This window comes from Pseudomonas sp. OTU750018, from assembly GCF_011636575.1.
GTDB classification, from domain to species: Bacteria; Pseudomonadota; Gammaproteobacteria; order Pseudomonadales; family Pseudomonadaceae; genus Aquipseudomonas; species Aquipseudomonas peli.
The window spans coordinates 1,273,780-1,292,502 of sequence record NZ_JAAPAU010000001.1; the positions used below are offsets into that span (position 1 = coordinate 1,273,780).

Consider the following 18,723-nt stretch of genomic DNA (forward strand, 5'->3'; position numbering starts at 1 on the left):
ACTCCAGCACAGCACTGTGCCGATATGCGTCTGGCGCCGCCGCAGCCTACCCCTGGACTTCGACCAGTAGGCTGTCGACCCGCTGGAAGCCGCGCGGAAGCTTGTTGCCGCGCCGTCCGCGTTCGCCTTTGTAGTGTTCCAGATCATCGGCTTTCAGTGACAGCGTACGCTTACCGGCCTGCAACACCAGCGTCGCACCAGCCGGCAGCACGGCCAGATCGGTGAGGTATTCCTCACGCGAGGCAACCCGCTCACCCGGAATGCCGATGATCTTGTTGCCTTTGCCTTTACCCAGTTGCGGCAGATCGCGCACGGGGAACAGCAGCAGGCGACCTTCGGTGGTCACCGCGGCCAGCCAGTCTTCTTCGCGATTGGCCAACGGCTTCGGCGGCACCACCAGCGCGCCGGCAGGCAGGCTGAGCAAGGCTTTGCCGGCCTTGTTCTTGGCTTGCAGGTCTTCACCCTTGACCACAAAGCCGTAGCCGGCGTCGGAAGCGATCACATACAGCGCATTGTCATCGGGCAGCAGCACGCATTCGAAGGTCGCACCCGGCGGTGGCGTCAAGCGGCCAGTCAGCGGCTCGCCCTGGCCACGGGCAGATGGCAGCGAATGCGCGGCCAGCGAGTAGCTGCGCCCGGTGGAGTCGATAAACACTGCGTACTGGTTGGAGCGTCCTGGCGCGGACGTCTTGAAGCCATCGCCGGCCTTGTACGACAGGCCAGTGGCGTCGATATCGTGGCCCTTGGCGCAGCGCACCCAGCCCTTCTCGGAAATTACTACTGTGACCGGCTCGGTCGGCATCAGCTCGGTTTCGCTCAGCGCCTTGGCTTCGGCGCGGGCAACGATAGGTGAGCGACGGTCATCGCCGTATTTCTCGGCGTCGGCCAAAATTTCCTGGCGCACCAGCTTCTTCAGCTTGGTTTCACTACCCAGCAGGGCCAGCAGTTTGTCGCGCTCCTTGGCCAGCTCGTCCTGCTCGCCACGGATCTGCATTTCCTCAAGCCGCGCGAGCTGACGCAGGCGGGTCTCAAGTATGTACTCGGCCTGAATCTCGGTCAGGCCGAAGCGTTCCATCAACACCGGCTTGGGCGAATCCTCGGTGCGGATGATGCGAATCACTTCGTCGAGGTTGAGGAAGGCAATCAAGCGGCCTTCCAACAGGTGCAGGCGATGCTCAACCTTGTCCAGACGGAACTGCAGACGGCGGCGTACGGTACCGACGCGGTACTGCAACCACTCGGTGAGCAGGGTACGCAGGTCCTTGACCGACGGTTTGCCGTCCAGGCCAATCACGTTGGTGTTGACCCGGTAGCTGGACTCCAGCTCGGTGGTGGCGAACAGGTGCTGCATCAGCTCGTCGGCATCCACGCGGTTGGAGCGCGGGATAATGACGATACGGCAAGGGTGCTCGTGGTCCGATTCGTCGCGCAGATCGGCGACCATCGGCAGCTTCTTCGCCTGCATCTGCGCGGCGATCTGCTCCAGCACCTTGGCCCCGGAGACCTGATGCGGCAGCGACGTGACCACCACATCGCCGTCCTCGACGCGGTACACGGCGCGCATACGCACCGAGCCTTTGCCGGTTTCGTAGATCTTCAGCAGGTCGCTGCGCGGGGTGATGATTTCCGCTTCGGTCGGATAATCCGGGCCAAGGATGTGTTCACAGAGCTGCTCGACCGTGGCATTCGGCTCGTCCAGCAAACGAATACAGGCCGTCGCGACCTCACGCAGGTTATGCGGCGGCACGTCGGTGGCCATGCCCACGGCGATACCGGTGGTGCCGTTGAGCAGAATATTCGGCAGGCGCGCCGGTAGGGTCGCTGGCTCGTTCATGGTGCCGTCGAAGTTCGGCACCCAGTCCACGGTGCCCTGGCCCAGCTCGGTCAGCAGCACTTCCGAGTAACGCGACAGGCGCGCCTCGGTGTAACGCATGGCGGCGAATGACTTGGGATCATCTGGCGCACCCCAGTTGCCCTGGCCGTCGACCAGGGTGTAGCGGTAGCTGAACGGCTGCGCCATCAGCACCATGGCTTCGTAACAGGCGCTGTCGCCGTGCGGGTGGAACTTGCCGAGCACGTCACCGACAGTACGCGCCGACTTCTTGTGCTTGGAGTCGGCATCCAGGCCCAGCTCGCTCATGGCGTAGACAATACGCCGCTGCACGGGCTTGAGGCCGTCACCGATATGCGGCAGTGCGCGATCCATGATCACGTACATGGAGTAATTGAGGTAAGCCTGCTCGGTAAAATCGGCAAGGGAACGGCGTTCAACGCCGTCCAGGCTCAAATCGAGGGATTCGCTCATGCGTGCCTCATTGCAAGGTGGATTGGCGCAGCATCAAGGTGCCGCCGCGCTGGGTAAATTCGAGTTGTTTCAGGGCACTCATGCCCAGCAATACGTCATCGCCGCCCATGCCGGGGGCGATCAAAGCCTCTACGTCGGTCAGCACGATATCGCCCAGCTGCAAGCGTTCCAGCCGCGTGCGATGGGCCGTAGCGCGGCCATTGGCGGTGCTGATGGTGATCGCCGCGCCCGCCTGCAAACCCAGGCGCTGCGCCACCTCGGTCGGCACCGCGACCTGCGTCGCACCGGTATCGAGCAGGAAGGTCACCTCCTCGCCATTGATCTTGCCACCGGCCATGTAGTGGCCCTGGCGGCTGCTGGCCAGGTGCACTTCGACATAGCCGCTGCCATGCAGCGACTCAGGCGCGCGATTGGGGTTGCGCTGAGCGTCCTCCCAGTCACCAAAAAACTTGGTCGCCAGCAACAGCGCTGCGCCCCAGGCCAGCACCAGCATCACGCGCCCGGCACGCTTGCCCGCAGGCTGCTCGCTCACAGCTTGCTGCCCCAGCCGCCTTTAGGTGCGGCAAAGCGCCAGATAATCGGCCGCGACTCACCGTCGGCACGGCTGAAGCTGCCGTTATCGACACCGATCCAGGCACCGTCCTGATCCACCCACAGCGCTTCCGCCAGGCCGTAGGACGGCGCATAGAGGCGTTCTGGAGTCAGCGCCTCGGCGGCAAACGACCAGCACTTCTCGACCTGACCAGTGCTCAGGTCGCGCCGACAGATACGGTGCGCCTGACGCTCAAGGGTGAAGAGCTTTTCGTTATGGAAGGCCAGACCCGAGAAATCCCGAGGCTGCGGCTTGCCGCCCAGCTGCTCGGGCCCCGTTTCCGTGCCCGCCTCGCTGAATAACACGCAGCCACCGGTGCAACGCCAGATCGCGCGCTGTTTGTGCGCCACCAATAAACCGCGACGCATACGCTCAGCCGCCAGGTACAGGCGCTCACCAGCAGGGTCAACGGCAATGCCTTCAAACAGCGAGTTGTAATGCAGCGCCATGCCACTGGCGCGCGCCTGGCGCAGCAGGCCCTGAGGCAGCTTCAACCAGTTGGGTTCGCCGACCACAGGCAACTGCAGCACAGCCGCCTTGGCCTCACTGACCAGGTAACGGTTACCGGCGGCGTCACAGCTCAGCCCTTCGAAATCCAGCTCACCACCGCGTACCAGGCCGGCGACCCAGCTGCGCATGCGCAGCCCCCAGGGCAAGCGCACATCCGGCGCAGGCGGCGCAACAAAGGTCTCGGCCGTGGCCTGCCACTGCGACTCATCCGATTCCAAACGATACAGCTGCTGATCATCCCGATCGGAAACCGCCCACAGCGCGTTGTCGCACCAGGCCAGCCCAGACAGGTTGCCGCCACTGACGCCACTGACCGCTTGCTCATTGAGCAGTTTCAGCTCCTCCAATGCCGCCGCACTCGCCAGCAAGGGTGAGCAGAGCAGCAGGCAGACAGCCAACAGCCGCTGCATCAGAGCAGCACCTCGGCCAGGTTGCCCTTGGACTCCAACCAGGATTTACGGTCGCCGGCGCGCTTCTTCGCCAGCAGCATGTCCATCATTTCCTGGGTGCCGGGGTAATCGTCCAGGGTCAGTTGCACCAGACGCCGGGTGTTGGGGTCCATGGTGGTTTCGCGCAGCTGCGGCGGGTTCATCTCACCCAGGCCTTTAAAGCGGGTGACCTGCGGCTTGCCACGACGCTTCTCGGCCACCAGGCGGTCGAGAATGCCGTCACGCTCGGCCTCATCCAGGGCGTAGAAAATCTCCTTGCCCAGGTCGATGCGGTACAGCGGCGGCATGGCGACATAGACGTGACCCGCATCCACCAGCGGGCGGAAGTGCTGGACGAACAGCGCGCAGAGCAAAGTCGCGATATGCAGACCGTCGGAGTCGGCGTCGGCGAGGATGCAGATCTTGCCGTAGCGCAGCTGGCTGAGGTCGCTTGAGCCCGGATCGAGCCCTACGGCCACGGCGATGTTGTGCACTTCCTGGCTGGCCAGCACTTCGCTGCCATCGACTTCCCAGGTATTCAGAATCTTCCCGCGCAGCGGCAGGATCGCCTGGAACTCTTTGTCGCGCGCCTGCTTGGCCGAACCACCGGCGGAATCACCTTCCACCAGAAAAAGCTCGGAGCGCATCGGGTCCTGGCCGGCGCAATCAGCCAGCTTGCCAGGCAGCGCCGGGCCTTGGGTGATGCGCTTGCGTTCAACCTTCTTGCCGGCCTTGAGGCGGCGATTGGCGTTGCTGATCGCCAGTTCGGCGAGCTGCTGGCCGAGTTCCGGATGGCCGTTAAGCCACAGGCTAAAGGCGTCTTTCACCACACCGGAAACGAAGGCAGCCGCCTCACGGGAAGACAGGCGTTCCTTGGTCTGCCCGGAGAACTGCGCGTCCTGCATCTTCATCGAGAGGACGAAGGCGATGCGCTCCCAGATATCTTCCGGGGCCAGCTTGACCCCGCGCGGCAGCAGGCTGCGGAACTCGCAGAACTCGCGCATGGCATCCAGCAGGCCTTGGCGCAGGCCGTTGACGTGTGTACCGCCCTGAGCAGTGGGAATCAGGTTGACGTAGCTTTCCTGCACCGCGTCGCCGCCTTCCGGCAACCACAGCAGCGCCCAATCTACGGCTTCTTTATTGCCCGCCAAGCTACCGCAAAACGGTTCATTGGGTAGCCGTTCAAATTCGCTAACCGCATCCACCAGATAGGAGCGCAGGCCATCTTCATACATCCACTCGACTTTCTCGCCGCTGGCTTTGTCCTCGAAGCTGACCGCGAGCCCCGGGCACAACACCGCCTTGGCTTTCAGTACGTGCTTGAGACGGCTGACCGAGAATTTAAAGGAATCGAAATACTTGGCATCCGGCCAGAAATGCACGCTGGTGCCAGTGTTGCGCTTGCCCACCGTGCCGACCACGGCCAGGTCGCTGGCCTTGTAGCCGTCGGCGAAACTCATCTGGTATTCGTTACCGTCGCGCTTGACCGTAACGATCACGCGGGTCGACAGCGCGTTGACCACCGAGATGCCCACGCCATGCAGGCCGCCTGAGAACTGGTAGTTCTTGTTGCTGAATTTGCCGCCAGCATGCAGTTTGGTGAGGATCAGCTCGACCCCTGGCACGCCCTCTTCCGGGTGAATGTCCACTGGCATGCCGCGACCGTCGTCGAGCACTTCCAGGGAGTTGTCCTCATGCAGGATCACCTGAATCGATTTGGCATGCCCGGCGAGTGCTTCGTCGACGCTGTTGTCGATGACTTCCTGGGCCAAGTGGTTGGGCCGGCTGGTATCGGTGTACATGCCCGGGCGTTTGCGCACCGGGTCGAGGCCGGAAAGGACTTCGATGGCATCGGCGTTGTAAGAGCTAGAACCTTGCTGGGCCATGGGGTCTCTTGTTCGTCAATTGAGAGCGGAAAAGTCGATATCCTGCCACAGATGGCGAGGAATACCGGCGAAAGCGAAAAGCATCGGCAGGCGCTCGGCAAAACCCTGAAAACCGTGATCGCCACCGGCCTGGATACGCAGCGCGCAGGCGCGGTAATAGTTCTGGGCATCGCGGTAATCGAGGGTTTCGTCGGCGGTCTGCAGCCACACCTGATAACGCGCCGGATCCTGCAGCGCCAGCACATCCAGTTCGGCCAGGGCTGTTACGTGATCGGTCGTCAGCTCCCAGGTCTCGTCGCTGTAATAATTTTTTTGCGGGCCCAGGTAGCCATCGAAACGCATATGCGGGCGTACGGCGGGATTGATCAACAGCGCCGGCAACCCATGGCGCTCGGCCAAGTGGGTCGCATAGTAGCCGCCCAGCGAGCTGCCAACCAGCACGGGCCGACCAAGCTCGGCAATCAGCGCTTCGAGCTGGGCAATTGCCTGACGTGGATGGTGATGCAGGGCTGGCACACGCAGTTGCGCGGCCAGGCCAAGCTGCGTCATAGAGCGCTGCAACTGGCTGGCCTTGAGCGATGCCGGCGAGCTGTTAAGCCCGTGAATATAGAGAATGGATGTGGTCATGGGGCGGGAGGCTAACCGGTTGCGGCGACCGGCTGCAACCGGTTAGCCGAGCGGCTCAATAGCCCTTGATGGTGTAATCGATTTCGAACTTGATCCCGGTAACCCGCGACACCCCGGTTTCCAGGCGGCCGTCATCGAACAGGCGCAGCCAGCGATAGCCCGGCGCGGTTTTATCCACCTGAAACTCCTCGCTACCTGGGGCGAACTGCACGCAGGTCGAGGGCGATGCCAGCAGTCGGATCGGGCCGCGCTGCTGATCGAGCTCCTGATGAATATGCCCCCACAGTACCGCACGCACCTGGCTGAAACGCTCCAGCACGGCAAACAGGGCATCGGGGTTGCGCAAACCGATAGGCTCCATCCATTTACAGCCGATGGACACCGGGTGGTGGTGCAGGCAGATCAGGTGATGACGATCCGGCGCTTCGCTGAGTGCGCGTTCCAGCAAAGCCAACTGCTGATCACTGAGGTAACCGGGTACGGCACCTGGGATCGAGGAGTCGAGCAGGGTCACGCGCCAGTTGCCCAGGTCGATCACCGGCTCCAGCAGATCACTGCCGATGCAAGCCGCCTGCATAGCGGGCACTTCATCATGGTTACCAGGGAACCAGCGTGCGGGCGCGGGGATGGCGGCGGTCATCTCGCGAAAACGCTGGTAGGACTCAGCGCTGCCGTCCTGCGAGAGGTCACCGCTGGCCAGGACCAGGTCAATCTGCGGCTGCTCCTGCAACACGCGCTCGATCACCCGCTGCAAGCTGTCCTGGGTATCCATGCCCAATAGCTTGCCTGCCCCGTCGGCAAACAGGTGGCTATCGGAGAGCTGCACCAGCAGTACCGAGCGATCAACAGCAGTGGTTTGAATCGGCGCGCCCGGCAAGACCTTCTCCTTGAGCGGAATGCATGAATTATGCTGGCTAGCCCTGCGGGCGGTAAACCCGCGAAAGGGGAATAGATCACAGAACGTCCGCTGTAAATCCAATACCCACCCTTAGGCTAGCGCGTATCAGAATAATGCGCCTGCGACTGATTATCGGCGGAGCGTAGAAAAACCTAACGCACGGGTGCCAGTTCGTGACCGCAGGCCAGGCAATGGCTCAACCACTCACCGAGAAACAGGTTGAGCTGAGTCTTCTCATCCGGCTGGTGCATGGCTGCATTGGGGTAGGGATAAATGCCGTGGAAGCGCCGAGCACTTTGCGTGCCCACCACCTCGGCCATGCGCGCATCGTGGTAGACCCGCACTTCCAGTCGCGGCACCGGCAGCCAGGACAGACTGTGTTCCTGACGCACCTCGATGGTTGAGGTGTACGGACAGGTTTCCAGCACCTCCAGGGCCAACACGCCGAGCAGGTGCTCGCCCTGGCTGAGGGCCACACGGCGAACGTGCTGACGCCCACGCGCATCATTTCGCATGTCCGGCAACAACTGCAGCAGGCGCACATAGTTGAGTTCGCAAGCAGTCTGCAGCTCGACCAGGTCGACCCGATAGCGCTCGCGCAGCAAGTTCATGACCACAGCCCTCGCACTTCCGCGCGGTTCAGCGCCAGCCATTGCAGGGCGATGATGCTGGCGGCATTATCGATGCGACCATCCTTCAATGCATCCAGGGCATCTTCCAGCGGCCAGACGTGCACACGAATGTCTTCACCTTCTTCCGCCAGCCCGTGCACGCCACCGGCACCATTGCTGTCACAGCGGCCAATAAACAGATGCACACGCTCATCCGAACCACCGGGCGAGGGATAATACTGGGTGATCGGCCATAGCGAGGTCAGCGTTAAATTGGCCTCCTCAATCGCCTCGCGGCGTGCAACCTCTTCAGGTTCTTCGTCCTTGTCGATCAATCCGGCGACCAGCTCCAGCAGCCAGGGGTTGGCACTTTTATCCAGCGCCCCCACGCGAAATTGCTCAATCAACACCACACAATCACGCTGCGGGTCATAGGGCAGTACACACACGGCATCGTGGCGCACGAACAATTCACGGCTCAGCTCCGGGCCCATACCACCGGCAAACTGGCGATGGCGCAAACGCAGCCGATCGAGCTTGTAGAAGCCGCTAAAGCAGGCCTCGCGCTCCAGCACTTGCACATCCTCTTGAGCATTCATTGCGGACTCCAACACTCCGTACAACGGTTCGCAGCGGCTGACCTGAACGGTCAGCGTGTTCGCCACAGCTTACACGTTGACCACTGAGCACTGACAAGCTGTCACCACGACCGTTCGGCTAACAGGCTTGGTTTTATGCCGTGAGCATGACGACCGCCCACTGCTTCAACGGATCGCCGCCGCGCGCTTACGGCTCAGCTGCCCCAGCAGTAACTGTAGCCCCGCAGCCAGCAAGAACGCTGGCAGGGTGGCACCTATTTGCGGCCAGTAATGACTGATCAGGTGATAGACCACCGCACCACAGCCCCATGCCAGCAAGGTATCCACGCGCAAGTTGCAAACGGGGGCCAGCTCGGCACGCCGACGACGCAGAATAAAGTGGTCAACCAATACCACGCCAAACAGCGGCGCAAAAACTGAACCGATCAGCAGCAGGAAATTCTGATACTCGGCCAGCGGTGCTAGCCAGGCGATCAGGGTGCACAGCACGCCAATCGCCAGGGCCAACTGCCCAACCCGAAGCGGTAAGGCAATGCCGGCCGACACCGCCGCCGAATGGATGTCCGCGAAAGCGTTTTCCGATTCATCCAGCAAAATCAGCAGCAGCGGAATACCCAGACCGGCACCCGCCAGCGCCAACAGCAGCGCATTGGCCTCAGCCCCAGTGGCAAAGGCCAGGGTGTAAGCCACGCCCAGGCTCATCAACCAGGCATTACCGAGGAAGAACCCCAGCGCAGTGCCGCCAAACACCCGCGCAGCGCTGCGGCCAAAGCGCGAGTAGTCGGCAATCAGCGGCAACCACGACAGCGGCATGGCGATGGCGATGTCAAACCCCAGGGCAAATGGCATCGAGCCGTCCCCGGCACGTGTCCAGAGGCTTGCCAGATCCGCCTTGTCGAACAGGTTCCAGGTGAGCCACAGGCAAGCCCCCAGCAGCAGCCAGATGCCCCATTTACGCAGTACCTTGCGCACGAAGGTCAGCGGCCCAGTGACTGCCAACAGGGTCGCCAGCGCGCCAAAGAACAGTGTCCAGATCAGCGGGTTACTCCACGCGGAGCCAGCACCGAATGCACGCTCGGCCAGCACGCCCGCGGCGTCACGCATCACAATGATCTCGAAGGCGCCCCAGCCAATCAATTGCAGCACATTCAGCAAGGCCGGCAGCAAGGCGCCTTTGCTGCCCAGGCTAAGCTTCAGGGCGGCCATACTCGAACGACCAGTATCGCTACCGATCACCGCCACCGCCCCGAGCAACAGCACACCCACGGCCGTGCCGCAGGCAATTGCCAGCAGTGCGCCACTCATGCCCAACCCGGGCGCCAGCAAAGCACCCAGCTGCAAGACCATCAGGCCAATGCCGAGGGAGAACCACAGGGAGAACATGTCCCGCGCACCCAGCACGCGCTGGTCGCTGGCCACACTCTGGTGTGGGGAATAGGTGTGGGTTGTGCTCACGGTAATAGCCACCTCAGAAAATTAAAAACCACCCAGGGCACGCATGCCGTGGGTGGTGTTCGATCAAGCCGACTCGAGGCCTTAGACCTTGTGGTACAGCTCACTGCCTTGGGATTTGAACTCGGCCGCCTTGGCCTGCATGCCCAGTTCGGCCTCATCCAGTTCCAGCGCGGCGATACGCTGCTCTTCGGCGTAGACCCGCACCTCCTGGGTGATCTTCATTGAGCAGAACTTCGGCCCGCACATCGAACAGAAATGCGCGACCTTCGCCGAGTCCTTGGGCAGTGTTTCATCGTGATACGAGCGCGCGGTGTCGGGGTCGAGACCGAGGTTGAACTGGTCTTCCCAGCGGAATTCGAAGCGCGCCTTGGACAGTGCGTTGTCGCGAATCTGCGCGCCCGGATGACCTTTGGCCAAGTCCGCAGCATGGGCGGCAATCTTGTAGGTGATGATGCCGGTCTTCACGTCATCCTTGTTCGGCAGGCCCAAGTGCTCCTTGGGCGTGACGTAGCAAAGCATGGCGCAACCGAACCAGCCGATCATTGCCGCACCGATGCCGCTGGTGATGTGGTCGTAACCCGGCGCGATGTCAGTGGTCAGCGGGCCGAGGGTGTAGAACGGCGCCTCGTCACAGCATTCGAGCTGCTTGTCCATGTTCTCCTTGATCAGCTGCATCGGCACGTGGCCAGGGCCTTCGATCATGGTCTGCACGTCGTGCTTCCAGGCGATCTTGGTCAACTCGCCGAGGGTTTCCAGCTCGCCGAACTGCGCTTCATCGTTGGCATCGGCAATCGAGCCCGGACGCAGGCCGTCGCCCAGCGAGAAGCTGACGTCGTAGGCCTTCATGATTTCGCAGATGTCTTCGAAGTGGGTGTAGAGGAAGTTCTCTTTATGGTGCGCCAGACACCACTTGGCCATGATCGAACCACCGCGCGAAACGATGCCTGTGACGCGCTTGGCGGTCATCGGCACATAACGCAGCAACACGCCGGCGTGGATGGTGAAGTAGTCCACGCCCTGCTCGGCCTGCTCGATCAGCGTGTCGCGGAACAGCTCCCAGGTCAGTTCTTCGGCTGCGCCGCCGACTTTTTCCAGCGCCTGGTAGATCGGTACGGTGCCGATCGGTACGGGCGAATTACGAATAATCCACTCGCGGGTTTCGTGAATGTGCTTGCCGGTGGACAGGTCCATCACCGTGTCCGAACCCCAGCGAATACCCCAGGTCAGCTTGGCCACTTCTTCTTCAATGCTTGAGCCCAGCGCCGAGTTGCCGATGTTGCCGTTGATCTTCACCAGGAAGTTACGGCCGATGATCATCGGTTCCAATTCGGTGTGGTTGATGTTCGCCGGGATGATCGCGCGACCGCGAGCGATCTCGTCACGCACGAATTCAGGAGTGATGATTTTCGGCACGCTGGCGCCGAAGCTGTGGCCGGGGTGCTGCTGAGCAAGCAAGCCTGCCTCGCGCGCCACTTCCAACTTCATATTCTCGCGGATGGCGACGTATTCCATCTCGGCGGTGATGATGCCTTTGCGCGCGTAATGCATCTGGCTGACGTTGGCGCCGGCCTTGGCGCGGCGCGGGTTGTTGACGTGAGCGAAACGCAGCTTAGTTAGCTCGGCATCAGCCAGGCGCTGCTGGCCGAAGTTGGAGCTCAAGCCAGGCAGGCGTTCGGTGTCGCCGCGCGCCTCAATCCACGGCGAACGCACATCGCCCAGGCCTTTGCGCACGTCGATGATGACCTTGGGATCGGTGTACGGGCCGGAGGTGTCATACACCATTACCGGTGCATTGATCTCGCCGCCGAAGTCGGTGGGCGTCACGTCCAGGCTGATCTCGCGCATAGGCACCAAGATGTCCGGGCGCGAGCCCTGCACATAGACCTTCTGCGAACGCGGAAACGGTTGGATCGACTGCTGGTCGACCTGGGCGGATTCACTCAGGATCGGATTGAGGTTTTTTTCTTGTGTGCTCATCGGCGGCTCTCCAGGGCTATATGTCGGAGCGAACCTGGACGGATGAGCGGCGTTGAGGCGCACCTGAGGCGGTGCCAGAGGCTCGCCAGGGGAATGGCGAGCGCATCTTGTTCCCTACGCAGGCCTTAACCTGATCAGGTTCAACGGGATCCGGCAGCTGCCAATCTCAGCCCCTCAATTGGGGCACCCCGACAAGAACGCGGCCAGTCTAATCAACCCCAGCCAATAAAACCAACCCAGGAGTCAAATATTCATGACCCGCGCGTCGGATCATGACGAGCACCCATTCACCGACGGATTGTTGCACCCAGGCAACATAGCTTGTTGCAAACTACACTACAGCCGCCATAACTGCCCTTGACCCTACTAGGCACGGCCCCTTAGCCTTGTCGATTACCGCCAAATTCAGGATTTCCCTAATGTTGCGCAGACTCTCTCTGGCTATCGCCGTGGCCGCCGCGTCCAACGCAATGGCCTGGGCTGAACAAGCCCCGCTGTCCACCAAAACTGACCTGGTCACGGTCTACCAGGAAGCCGCCGCCAACAACGCCGATCTGGCTGCTGCACGCGCCGATTACGAGGCCCGCAGCGAAGTGGTGCCCCAGGCCCGGGCCGGCCTGCTGCCTAATTTGTCTGCTGGGGCCAACCTGAGCGACACCCGCACCCAGGTCGATTCGCCAAGCACCACCAGCTCGCGTAGCGGCACCGTGTACCAAGCCAACCTCAGCCAGCCGCTGTTCCGTGCGGATCGCTGGTTCCAGTTGCAAGCGGCCAAAGCCAGCAACGAACAAGCGGTGCTAGAGCTGTCGGCCACCGAACAGAACCTGATTCTGCAGAGTGCTGAAGCCTACTTCGCGGTGCTGCGTGCGCAGGACAACCTGGCGTCGACCAAAGCCGAAGAAGCCGCCTTCAAGCGCCAGCTGGACCAAGCCAACGAGCGCTTTGATGTCGGCCTGTCGGATAAGACAGACGTGCTGGAAGCCCAGGCCGGTTTCGACACCGCTCGCGCCAACCGCATCATCGCCCTGCGTCAGGTGGAAGATGCCTTCCAGGCCCTAACCACCCTGACCAATCGCGATTTCAGCGCGCTGGAAGGCATCGAGCACAGCCTGCCTATCCTCGCGCCGACGCCCAATGACGCAAAAGCCTGGGTCGACACCGCTGCCGCGCAGAACCTCAACCTGCAAGCCAGCAACTACGCCGTTGACGCAGCAGAAGAGACCCTGCGCCAGCGCAAGTCGGGCCATGCACCGACCCTGGATGCCGTGGCCAGCTACCAGAAGGGCGATAACGACAGCCTCGGTTTCAGCAACAACGCCGCCAGCGTCAACCGGTTCAGCGGCGATGTTGAGCAGCGCTCGATTGGCCTGCAACTGAACATCCCGCTGTACAGCGGCGGCCTGACCAGTTCTCAGGTGCGCGAGTCCTACCAGCGCCTGAACCAAACTGAACAGCTGCGTGAAAGCCTGCGTCGCCAGGTGGTGCAGAACACCCGCAACCTGCACCGCGCGGTGAACACCGACGTGGAAACCGTGCAGGCGCGCAAGCAGTCGATCATCTCCAACCAGAGCGCTCTGGAAGCCACTGAAATCGGCTACCAGGTCGGCACGCGCAACATCGTCGACGTGCTCGACGCTCAGCGCGAGCTGTACAGCTCGGTGCGTAACTACAACAACGCGCGCTATGATTACATCCTTAACAACCTGCGCCTGAAACAGGCGGCCGGCACCCTCAGCCCAGACGACCTGAACGCTCTGGAGCAGTACCTGAAATCCGATTACAACCCGGACGAAGACTTCCTGCCGCCGGACCTGGCCAAGGCCGCCGAAGCCCAGCTGCGTGGCAACTCGCAGTACTGAGTGCTTCGCAACCAAAAAGCCCGCTGCATTCAGCGGGCTTTTTTATGGCGTAAGCCGTTACGGGACCAAGTGAGCACTCAATCGCTATGGCGACTCGACCTTTAGCAGCCGTGCCAAACCCGTCAAAAGCCGTGCCAGGGCACCTTGGTTGCCCCGCATAACGGCCTGCCCAGCAGTCCGCATGGCCTCTGCGGTCGCCGGTTCGTGCCATAGCTGTGTAACCCGCTGCGCCAAACCGTGCGCATCCGCCACCTCGCTCAAGGCACCGGCAGTGCGCAGCTGCGCGGCAATCTCCAGAAAGTTGAACAGGTGCGGGCCGCTCAGCACCGGCTTGCCCAGCGCCGCCGGCTCCAGCAGGTTATGCCCGCCATTGGCCACCAGGCTGCCGCCGACAAAGGCGATATCGGCCAAGGCATAGAGAAACAGCAGCTCGCCCATGGTGTCGCCGAGCAGCACCTGATCGCTCGCCAGCAGCGCTTCGCCAGTGGAGCGGCGCCGCGTGTTAAAGCCTTGCCGCTGGCACAACTCGAATACTGCATTGAAACGCTCGGGATGGCGCGGCACCAAAATCAGCAGAGCATCAGGGGTCTGCTTGAGCAGCTCACGGTGGGCGGCAAGAACGATTTCGTCTTCACCGGCATGGGTGCTCGCGGCGATCCATACCGGGCGCTGCGTGGCCTGCCATTGCTCACGCAAGACCGCAGCGCGGGTAAGCAGCTCTGGATCAATCGTCAGATCAAACTTGATCGAGCCGGTGACCTCGACGCACTCAGCGCGCGCGCCCAGGCTGCGAAAGCGTTCGGCTTCCAGCGCTGTCTGCACCGCCAGCAGATTCAGCTCGGCCAGCATCGGTGCGGTGAGGTTGGCAAAACGCGCATAACCACGGGCCGAACGCTCGGACAGCCGCCCGTTGGCCAGCGCCACGGGAATACCGCGTTTGGCGCACTGGTGAATATGGTTGGGCCACAGCTCGGTTTCCATAATCACTGCCAACCGTGGCTGCACCTGATCGAGAAAACGTGCTGCCGCCCAGGGCAGGTCATACGGCAGGTAGCAATGCTGCACACGACCCGCGTATTCCGCACCGCCAAACATCGCCTGAATACGCTCCGAACCGGTCGGTGTCATGCAGGTGATGGTGATCGGCAGCTGTGGGTAGCGCGCCAGCAGTTCACGCACCAGCGGCGCGGCGGCGATGCTCTCGCCCACCGATACGGCATGCAGCCAGATACCGCCCGGCTTGAGTGGCGGCAAACCAAAAGCAAAGCGTTCGCCGATGCGTTTGGCATAGGCCGGCGCCTGCCAGGCACGCCACGCCAGACGCCCGGCCACCAGCGGCAGACCAAGATGAAACAACAGGGTGTAGAGGCTTCTATTCATGGAGCGCAGCTTATGCACTTTGGCCACTATCGTCGAGCCAGGCGCGGGCTCGGCTCACGCCGTGACCTGCAGATGCCGAGCAAAGCACTCGGCCAACCACAAGGCCGCGGGGCCCAATGCCTGATCGCGGCGACAGACCAGCTCGACCACCAGCGGCGGTGGCGTCCAGTCGCTGCTCAGTTCCACCAGTTGGCTCTGATACGTCGGGTACTGCACCACATGGCGCGGCAGCCAGGCCCAGCCAAGGTTACGCATTAGCAGTTCGGCCATGGTGTAGAAACTGTCGGTGCGCCACACCGACGGGCTGATTTGCTCACCGCCCGGATAGTGACTGTCTTGCGGGGTCATCAGCAGTTGCCGGTGGCGGGCCAGCTCACGCCGATCAACATGCCCCATACCCGCCAGTGCGTGCCCGGCCCCGCACACGGTGACCATTTCGATGGTACCCAGCCGCTGACGTTCCAGCGCATCGGGCATGTGTTCGTGGTGGAACAACAAGCCGAGGTCGGCGCGGTTCTCCAGCAGCTTGCGCGCCACATCCCCTTGCGCACCGCTGGCCAACTGCACCTCCAGCAGCGGAAAGTGCTGCGCCAGCGCCTCAAGACTGTCGAGCACCGGCTGATAAGGCATCGCCTCATCCTGCGCCAGACGCAAACACACCTCCTCACCGCGCACCAGGCCCAGCGCGCGCCCTTCCAAACGCTGGCACTGGCGCAATACCTCGCGCGCCTCTTCCAGCAGAGCCACGCCGGCATCGGTTAGGCGTGGCTGGCGGCCGCTGCTGCGCTCGAAAAGACGCACGCCGAGGTCGGCCTCCAGCAACGCAATCGCATTGCTCACCGCCGATTGTGCGCGCTGCATTTGCCGACCCACGGCGGAGAACGACTGGCCATCCGCAACGCTGACAAACAGGCGAATCTGCTCCAGGTTCCACTGCATAACCCATCTCCATAGCGGATAGGTAATCACTTTATCCCATCCGCCAGATCACTAGAATGGCCGCCAGATCACTATGGAGGCCACATCATGGGCGGCTATCTCTACCTCGCTATTGCCATCACCGCAGAAGTCATCGCCACCACCTCGATGAAGGCCCTGGATGGTTTCAACAAACCCCTGCCCCTGCTGCTGGTCGTGGTCGGCTACGCCATCTCGTTCTGGATGCTCAGCCTGGTGGTGAAAACCATCCCGGTCGGCGTCGCCTATGCGGTGTGGGCGGGCATGGGCATTGTGCTTGTGAGCATCGCGGCGGTGTTTCTTTACCAACAACGGCTGGACCTGCCGGCCATGCTCGGCATGGGCCTGATCGTCGCCGGCGTGGTGGTGATTCAGCTGTTCTCGCAAAGCGTCGGCCAATGAGAACCTGCCCAACGCCTGCTGCGCTTCGGCCCTGCGGAGTTAAAAACAGGCCGGGACGCGGCGTCTCGGAATGCTCATTTACACCAGTAAACTCCGCTTCCTCGCCTGTTTTTGCCTTGCATGGCTCTAGCTCGCGAGACGTTGAGCAGGTTCCGAGGTAAGGCGCTAGCGCGGCCGGGTTATACTGCGCGCCTGTTTTCTCGGTGAGACACCTGCATGTCCCAGGCATTGAGCACTGATGTTTTGATCGTGGGCGGCGGCATTGCCGGCCTCTGGCTGAATGCGCGCCTGCGCCGCCAGGGTTTCGCCACCCTGCTGGTGGAAAGCGCCCGCCTCGGTGGCGGCCAGAGTGTGAAATCCCAAGGCATCATCCACGGCGGTGCCAAATACGCCCTGCATGGCGCGCTGACCGGCGCCTCCGAAGCCATCGCCGATATGCCGCGGCGCTGGCGCGAAGCCCTAGCGGGTAGTGGCGAGCTGGACCTGACCGGCGTGCGCCTGCTCTCCGATGCCCACTACCTGTGGTCCCCCGGCAGCCTGGCCGGCAATATCACCAGTTTCTTTGCCAGCAAAGCCGTGCGCGGCCGAGTCGATCAGGTCAAGGGCGAGCACCTGCCACCGGCGCTGCAGCACCCCAAATTCAAGGGCAAGGTCTATCGCCTGGCCGAACTGGTGCTGGATGTGCCAAGCCTGATCAGTCGCCTGAGTGAACTGGCTGACGATGGCTTGCTGGCCGCCGAGCGCATTGAACCGCTGCGGGAAAACGGCGAGCTGGTCGGCCTGATCATCGATGGTCGTGAGATTCGCGCAAAACGCATCATTCTCAGTGCCGGCCGTGGCAATGCCGAGCTGCTCAGCACCCTCGGTCTCAGCCAGCCCGCACAGCAACTGCGCCCGCTGCATATGGTCTTGGTCAAAGGTCCAACGTTGAAACCGCTTTACGCCCACTGCCTGGGCGGTGGACCGAAGCCGCGCGTGACCATCACCACCCACCCGGCGGCCGACGGCCAGTGGGTCTGGTACTTGGGTGGCGATCTGGCCGAAGCAGATGGCGTGGCCCGCGACGAAACGGCGCAAATCCAGGCGGCGAAAAAAGAGCTGAGCGAGCTGCTGCCCTGGGTCGATCTGTCCGCCGCGCAATGGGCCACGCTGCGAGTGGATCGCGCCGAGCCGGCGCAGTCCGGCCTGGTACGCCCGGACAACGCCTTTCTCCACGAGCAAGGCAAACTGCTGGTGGGCTGGCCAACTAAGCTGGCGTTAGCCCCGGACTTTGCCGACCGCGTGCTAGCGGCGCTGAGCCGTGACGGCGTTCAGCCGACCACACATGCGCCACTGCCCGCGCTGCCCCGCCCGAGCGTCGCCCCACCCGCCTGGGAGGAACTGTTCTGATGCATCCACTGCACAGCCTGCACAACCTGCATCGCCCATTGGGCGCGACCGAGCTGCTGGTTTCGCCGCTGGGCCTGGGCACGGTCAAGCTGGGCCGTGATCAGGGGGTGAAATACCCCAACGGTTTCACCATCCCCGATGACGCCGCAGCCCGCGAACTGCTGGCCCAGGCCCATGACCTGGGCATCAACCTGATCGACACCGCGCCGGCCTACGGCACCAGCGAAACCCGCCTCGGCCCGTTGTTGCGCGGCCAGCGCCAGCAGTGGGTGATTGTCAGCAAGGTCGGCGAAGAGTTCGACAACGGCCAATCGCACTTCGACTTCAGCCCGGCGCACACGCGCTTCTCGGTGGAGCGCAGCCTGAAGCGCCTGGAAACCGACTTTATCGACCTGGTGCTGGTGCATTCCGACGGCAACGATGTGGCCATTCTGCGCGACAGTGGCGTGTACGAAACCCTCGCTGAGCTTAAGCGCGAGGGCAAGATTCGCGGCTTCGGCCTCTCTGGCAAAACCGTTGCAGGCGGCCTGCTGGCCCTTGAGCAGGGTGACTGCGCGATGGTCACCTACAACCTCAACGAACAAGGCGAACAGGCCGTACTGGACTACGCCGAACTGCACGGCAAAGGCATTCTGATCAAAAAAGCCCTGGCCAGCGGCCACGCCTGCCTGGCCCATGGTGTCGACCCGGTGCGCGCCAGTTTCGAGCTGATCTTCAGCCATCCGGCCGCCTGCAGCGCGATTGTCGGCACCATCAACCCGCAGCACCTGGCGCACAACGTCGCCACGGCCGCCGCTGTAATTCAGGATATTGCCTGACGGCCCTCACCCGACGATCTGTGCCAAGCT

Annotated in this window: 16 protein-coding genes and 1 riboswitch; of the genes, 4 read left to right on the plus strand and 12 right to left on the minus strand. The window is 62.5% G+C overall.

From position 1 onward, the window contains the following. Positions 1 to 46: 46 nt before the first annotated feature. The 10 genes from parC to thiC form a co-directional block, all read right to left on the minus strand. Positions 47 to 2,305 (minus strand): DNA topoisomerase IV subunit A, encoded by a 2,259-nt coding sequence (gene parC / locus HCI85_RS06100; protein WP_167143034.1) that lies wholly within the window; start codon positions 2,303 to 2,305, stop codon positions 47 to 49. A 7-nt stretch (positions 2,306 to 2,312) separates the two neighbouring features. After that, the gene (locus HCI85_RS06105) at positions 2,313 to 2,837 is read right to left on the minus strand and encodes a retropepsin-like aspartic protease family protein (RefSeq protein WP_167143038.1); all 525 of its coding nucleotides are present in this window, start codon (positions 2,835 to 2,837) and stop codon (positions 2,313 to 2,315) included. Further along, positions 2,834 to 3,817, minus strand: a complete 984-nt coding sequence (locus tag HCI85_RS06110) for an esterase-like activity of phytase family protein (protein WP_167143041.1) — start codon at positions 3,815 to 3,817, stop codon at positions 2,834 to 2,836. The genes HCI85_RS06105 and HCI85_RS06110 overlap by 4 nt, the downstream gene beginning before the upstream one ends. After that, complete coding sequence (gene parE, locus HCI85_RS06115; RefSeq protein ID WP_160085676.1) at positions 3,817 to 5,721, minus strand: DNA topoisomerase IV subunit B; 1,905 nt, start codon at positions 5,719 to 5,721, stop codon at positions 3,817 to 3,819. Before parE ends, HCI85_RS06110 begins: the two co-directional genes overlap by 1 nt. 15 nt (positions 5,722 to 5,736) lie before the next feature. After that, positions 5,737 to 6,348 (minus strand): YqiA/YcfP family alpha/beta fold hydrolase, encoded by a 612-nt coding sequence (locus HCI85_RS06120; RefSeq protein ID WP_167143044.1) that lies wholly within the window; start codon positions 6,346 to 6,348, stop codon positions 5,737 to 5,739. A gap of 55 nt (positions 6,349 to 6,403) precedes the next feature. Next, entirely contained in the window at positions 6,404 to 7,225 is an 822-nt protein-coding gene (gene cpdA / locus HCI85_RS06125) for a 3',5'-cyclic-AMP phosphodiesterase (RefSeq protein ID WP_167143047.1), read from the minus strand. 173 nt (positions 7,226 to 7,398) lie between these two features. Continuing rightward, positions 7,399 to 7,863 (minus strand): DUF1249 domain-containing protein, encoded by a 465-nt coding sequence (locus HCI85_RS06130; protein WP_090249747.1) that lies wholly within the window; start codon positions 7,861 to 7,863, stop codon positions 7,399 to 7,401. Then, the gene (locus HCI85_RS06135) at positions 7,854 to 8,456 is read right to left on the minus strand and encodes an NUDIX domain-containing protein (protein ID WP_167143050.1); all 603 of its coding nucleotides are present in this window, start codon (positions 8,454 to 8,456) and stop codon (positions 7,854 to 7,856) included. Before HCI85_RS06135 ends, HCI85_RS06130 begins: the two co-directional genes overlap by 10 nt. A gap of 165 nt (positions 8,457 to 8,621) precedes the next feature. Continuing rightward, the gene (gene cytX / locus HCI85_RS06140; protein ID WP_446730771.1) at positions 8,622 to 9,911 is read right to left on the minus strand and encodes a putative hydroxymethylpyrimidine transporter CytX; all 1,290 of its coding nucleotides are present in this window, start codon (positions 9,909 to 9,911) and stop codon (positions 8,622 to 8,624) included. Positions 9,912 to 9,992: 81 nt separating this feature from the next. After that, positions 9,993 to 11,888 (minus strand): phosphomethylpyrimidine synthase ThiC, encoded by a 1,896-nt coding sequence (gene thiC / locus HCI85_RS06145; RefSeq protein WP_167143053.1) that lies wholly within the window; start codon positions 11,886 to 11,888, stop codon positions 9,993 to 9,995. A 94-nt stretch (positions 11,889 to 11,982) separates the two neighbouring features. Further along, positions 11,983 to 12,089, minus strand: a riboswitch (TPP riboswitch). Between the two features lie 218 nt (positions 12,090 to 12,307). Here thiC and HCI85_RS06150 point away from each other — a divergent pair. Continuing rightward, positions 12,308 to 13,747, plus strand: a complete 1,440-nt coding sequence (locus HCI85_RS06150; protein WP_160085681.1) for a TolC family outer membrane protein — start codon at positions 12,308 to 12,310, stop codon at positions 13,745 to 13,747. A gap of 84 nt (positions 13,748 to 13,831) precedes the next feature. Here HCI85_RS06150 and waaA read toward each other — a convergent pair whose 3' ends face one another. Continuing rightward, positions 13,832 to 15,127, minus strand: a complete 1,296-nt coding sequence (waaA, locus tag HCI85_RS06155) for a lipid IV(A) 3-deoxy-D-manno-octulosonic acid transferase (RefSeq protein WP_167143056.1) — start codon at positions 15,125 to 15,127, stop codon at positions 13,832 to 13,834. 54 nt (positions 15,128 to 15,181) lie between these two features. Further along, complete coding sequence (locus tag HCI85_RS06160) at positions 15,182 to 16,066, minus strand: LysR family transcriptional regulator (RefSeq protein WP_167143060.1); 885 nt, start codon at positions 16,064 to 16,066, stop codon at positions 15,182 to 15,184. Between the two features lie 87 nt (positions 16,067 to 16,153). On the opposite strand from HCI85_RS06160, the gene HCI85_RS06165 reads away from it, so the two are divergent. From HCI85_RS06165 to HCI85_RS06175, 3 genes are all read left to right on the plus strand, one after another. Beyond that, positions 16,154 to 16,486: a DMT family transporter gene (locus HCI85_RS06165; RefSeq protein ID WP_167143063.1), complete on the plus strand. Its 333-nt coding sequence runs from the start codon at positions 16,154 to 16,156 to the stop codon at positions 16,484 to 16,486. 216 nt (positions 16,487 to 16,702) lie between these two features. Further along, positions 16,703 to 17,875, plus strand: coding sequence for an NAD(P)/FAD-dependent oxidoreductase (locus tag HCI85_RS06170; protein ID WP_167143066.1), 1,173 nt, complete (start codon positions 16,703 to 16,705; stop codon positions 17,873 to 17,875). Continuing rightward, positions 17,875 to 18,693 (plus strand): aldo/keto reductase, encoded by an 819-nt coding sequence (locus tag HCI85_RS06175; RefSeq protein WP_167143070.1) that lies wholly within the window; start codon positions 17,875 to 17,877, stop codon positions 18,691 to 18,693. Before HCI85_RS06170 ends, HCI85_RS06175 begins: the two co-directional genes overlap by 1 nt. Positions 18,694 to 18,723: the final 30 nt, after the last annotated feature.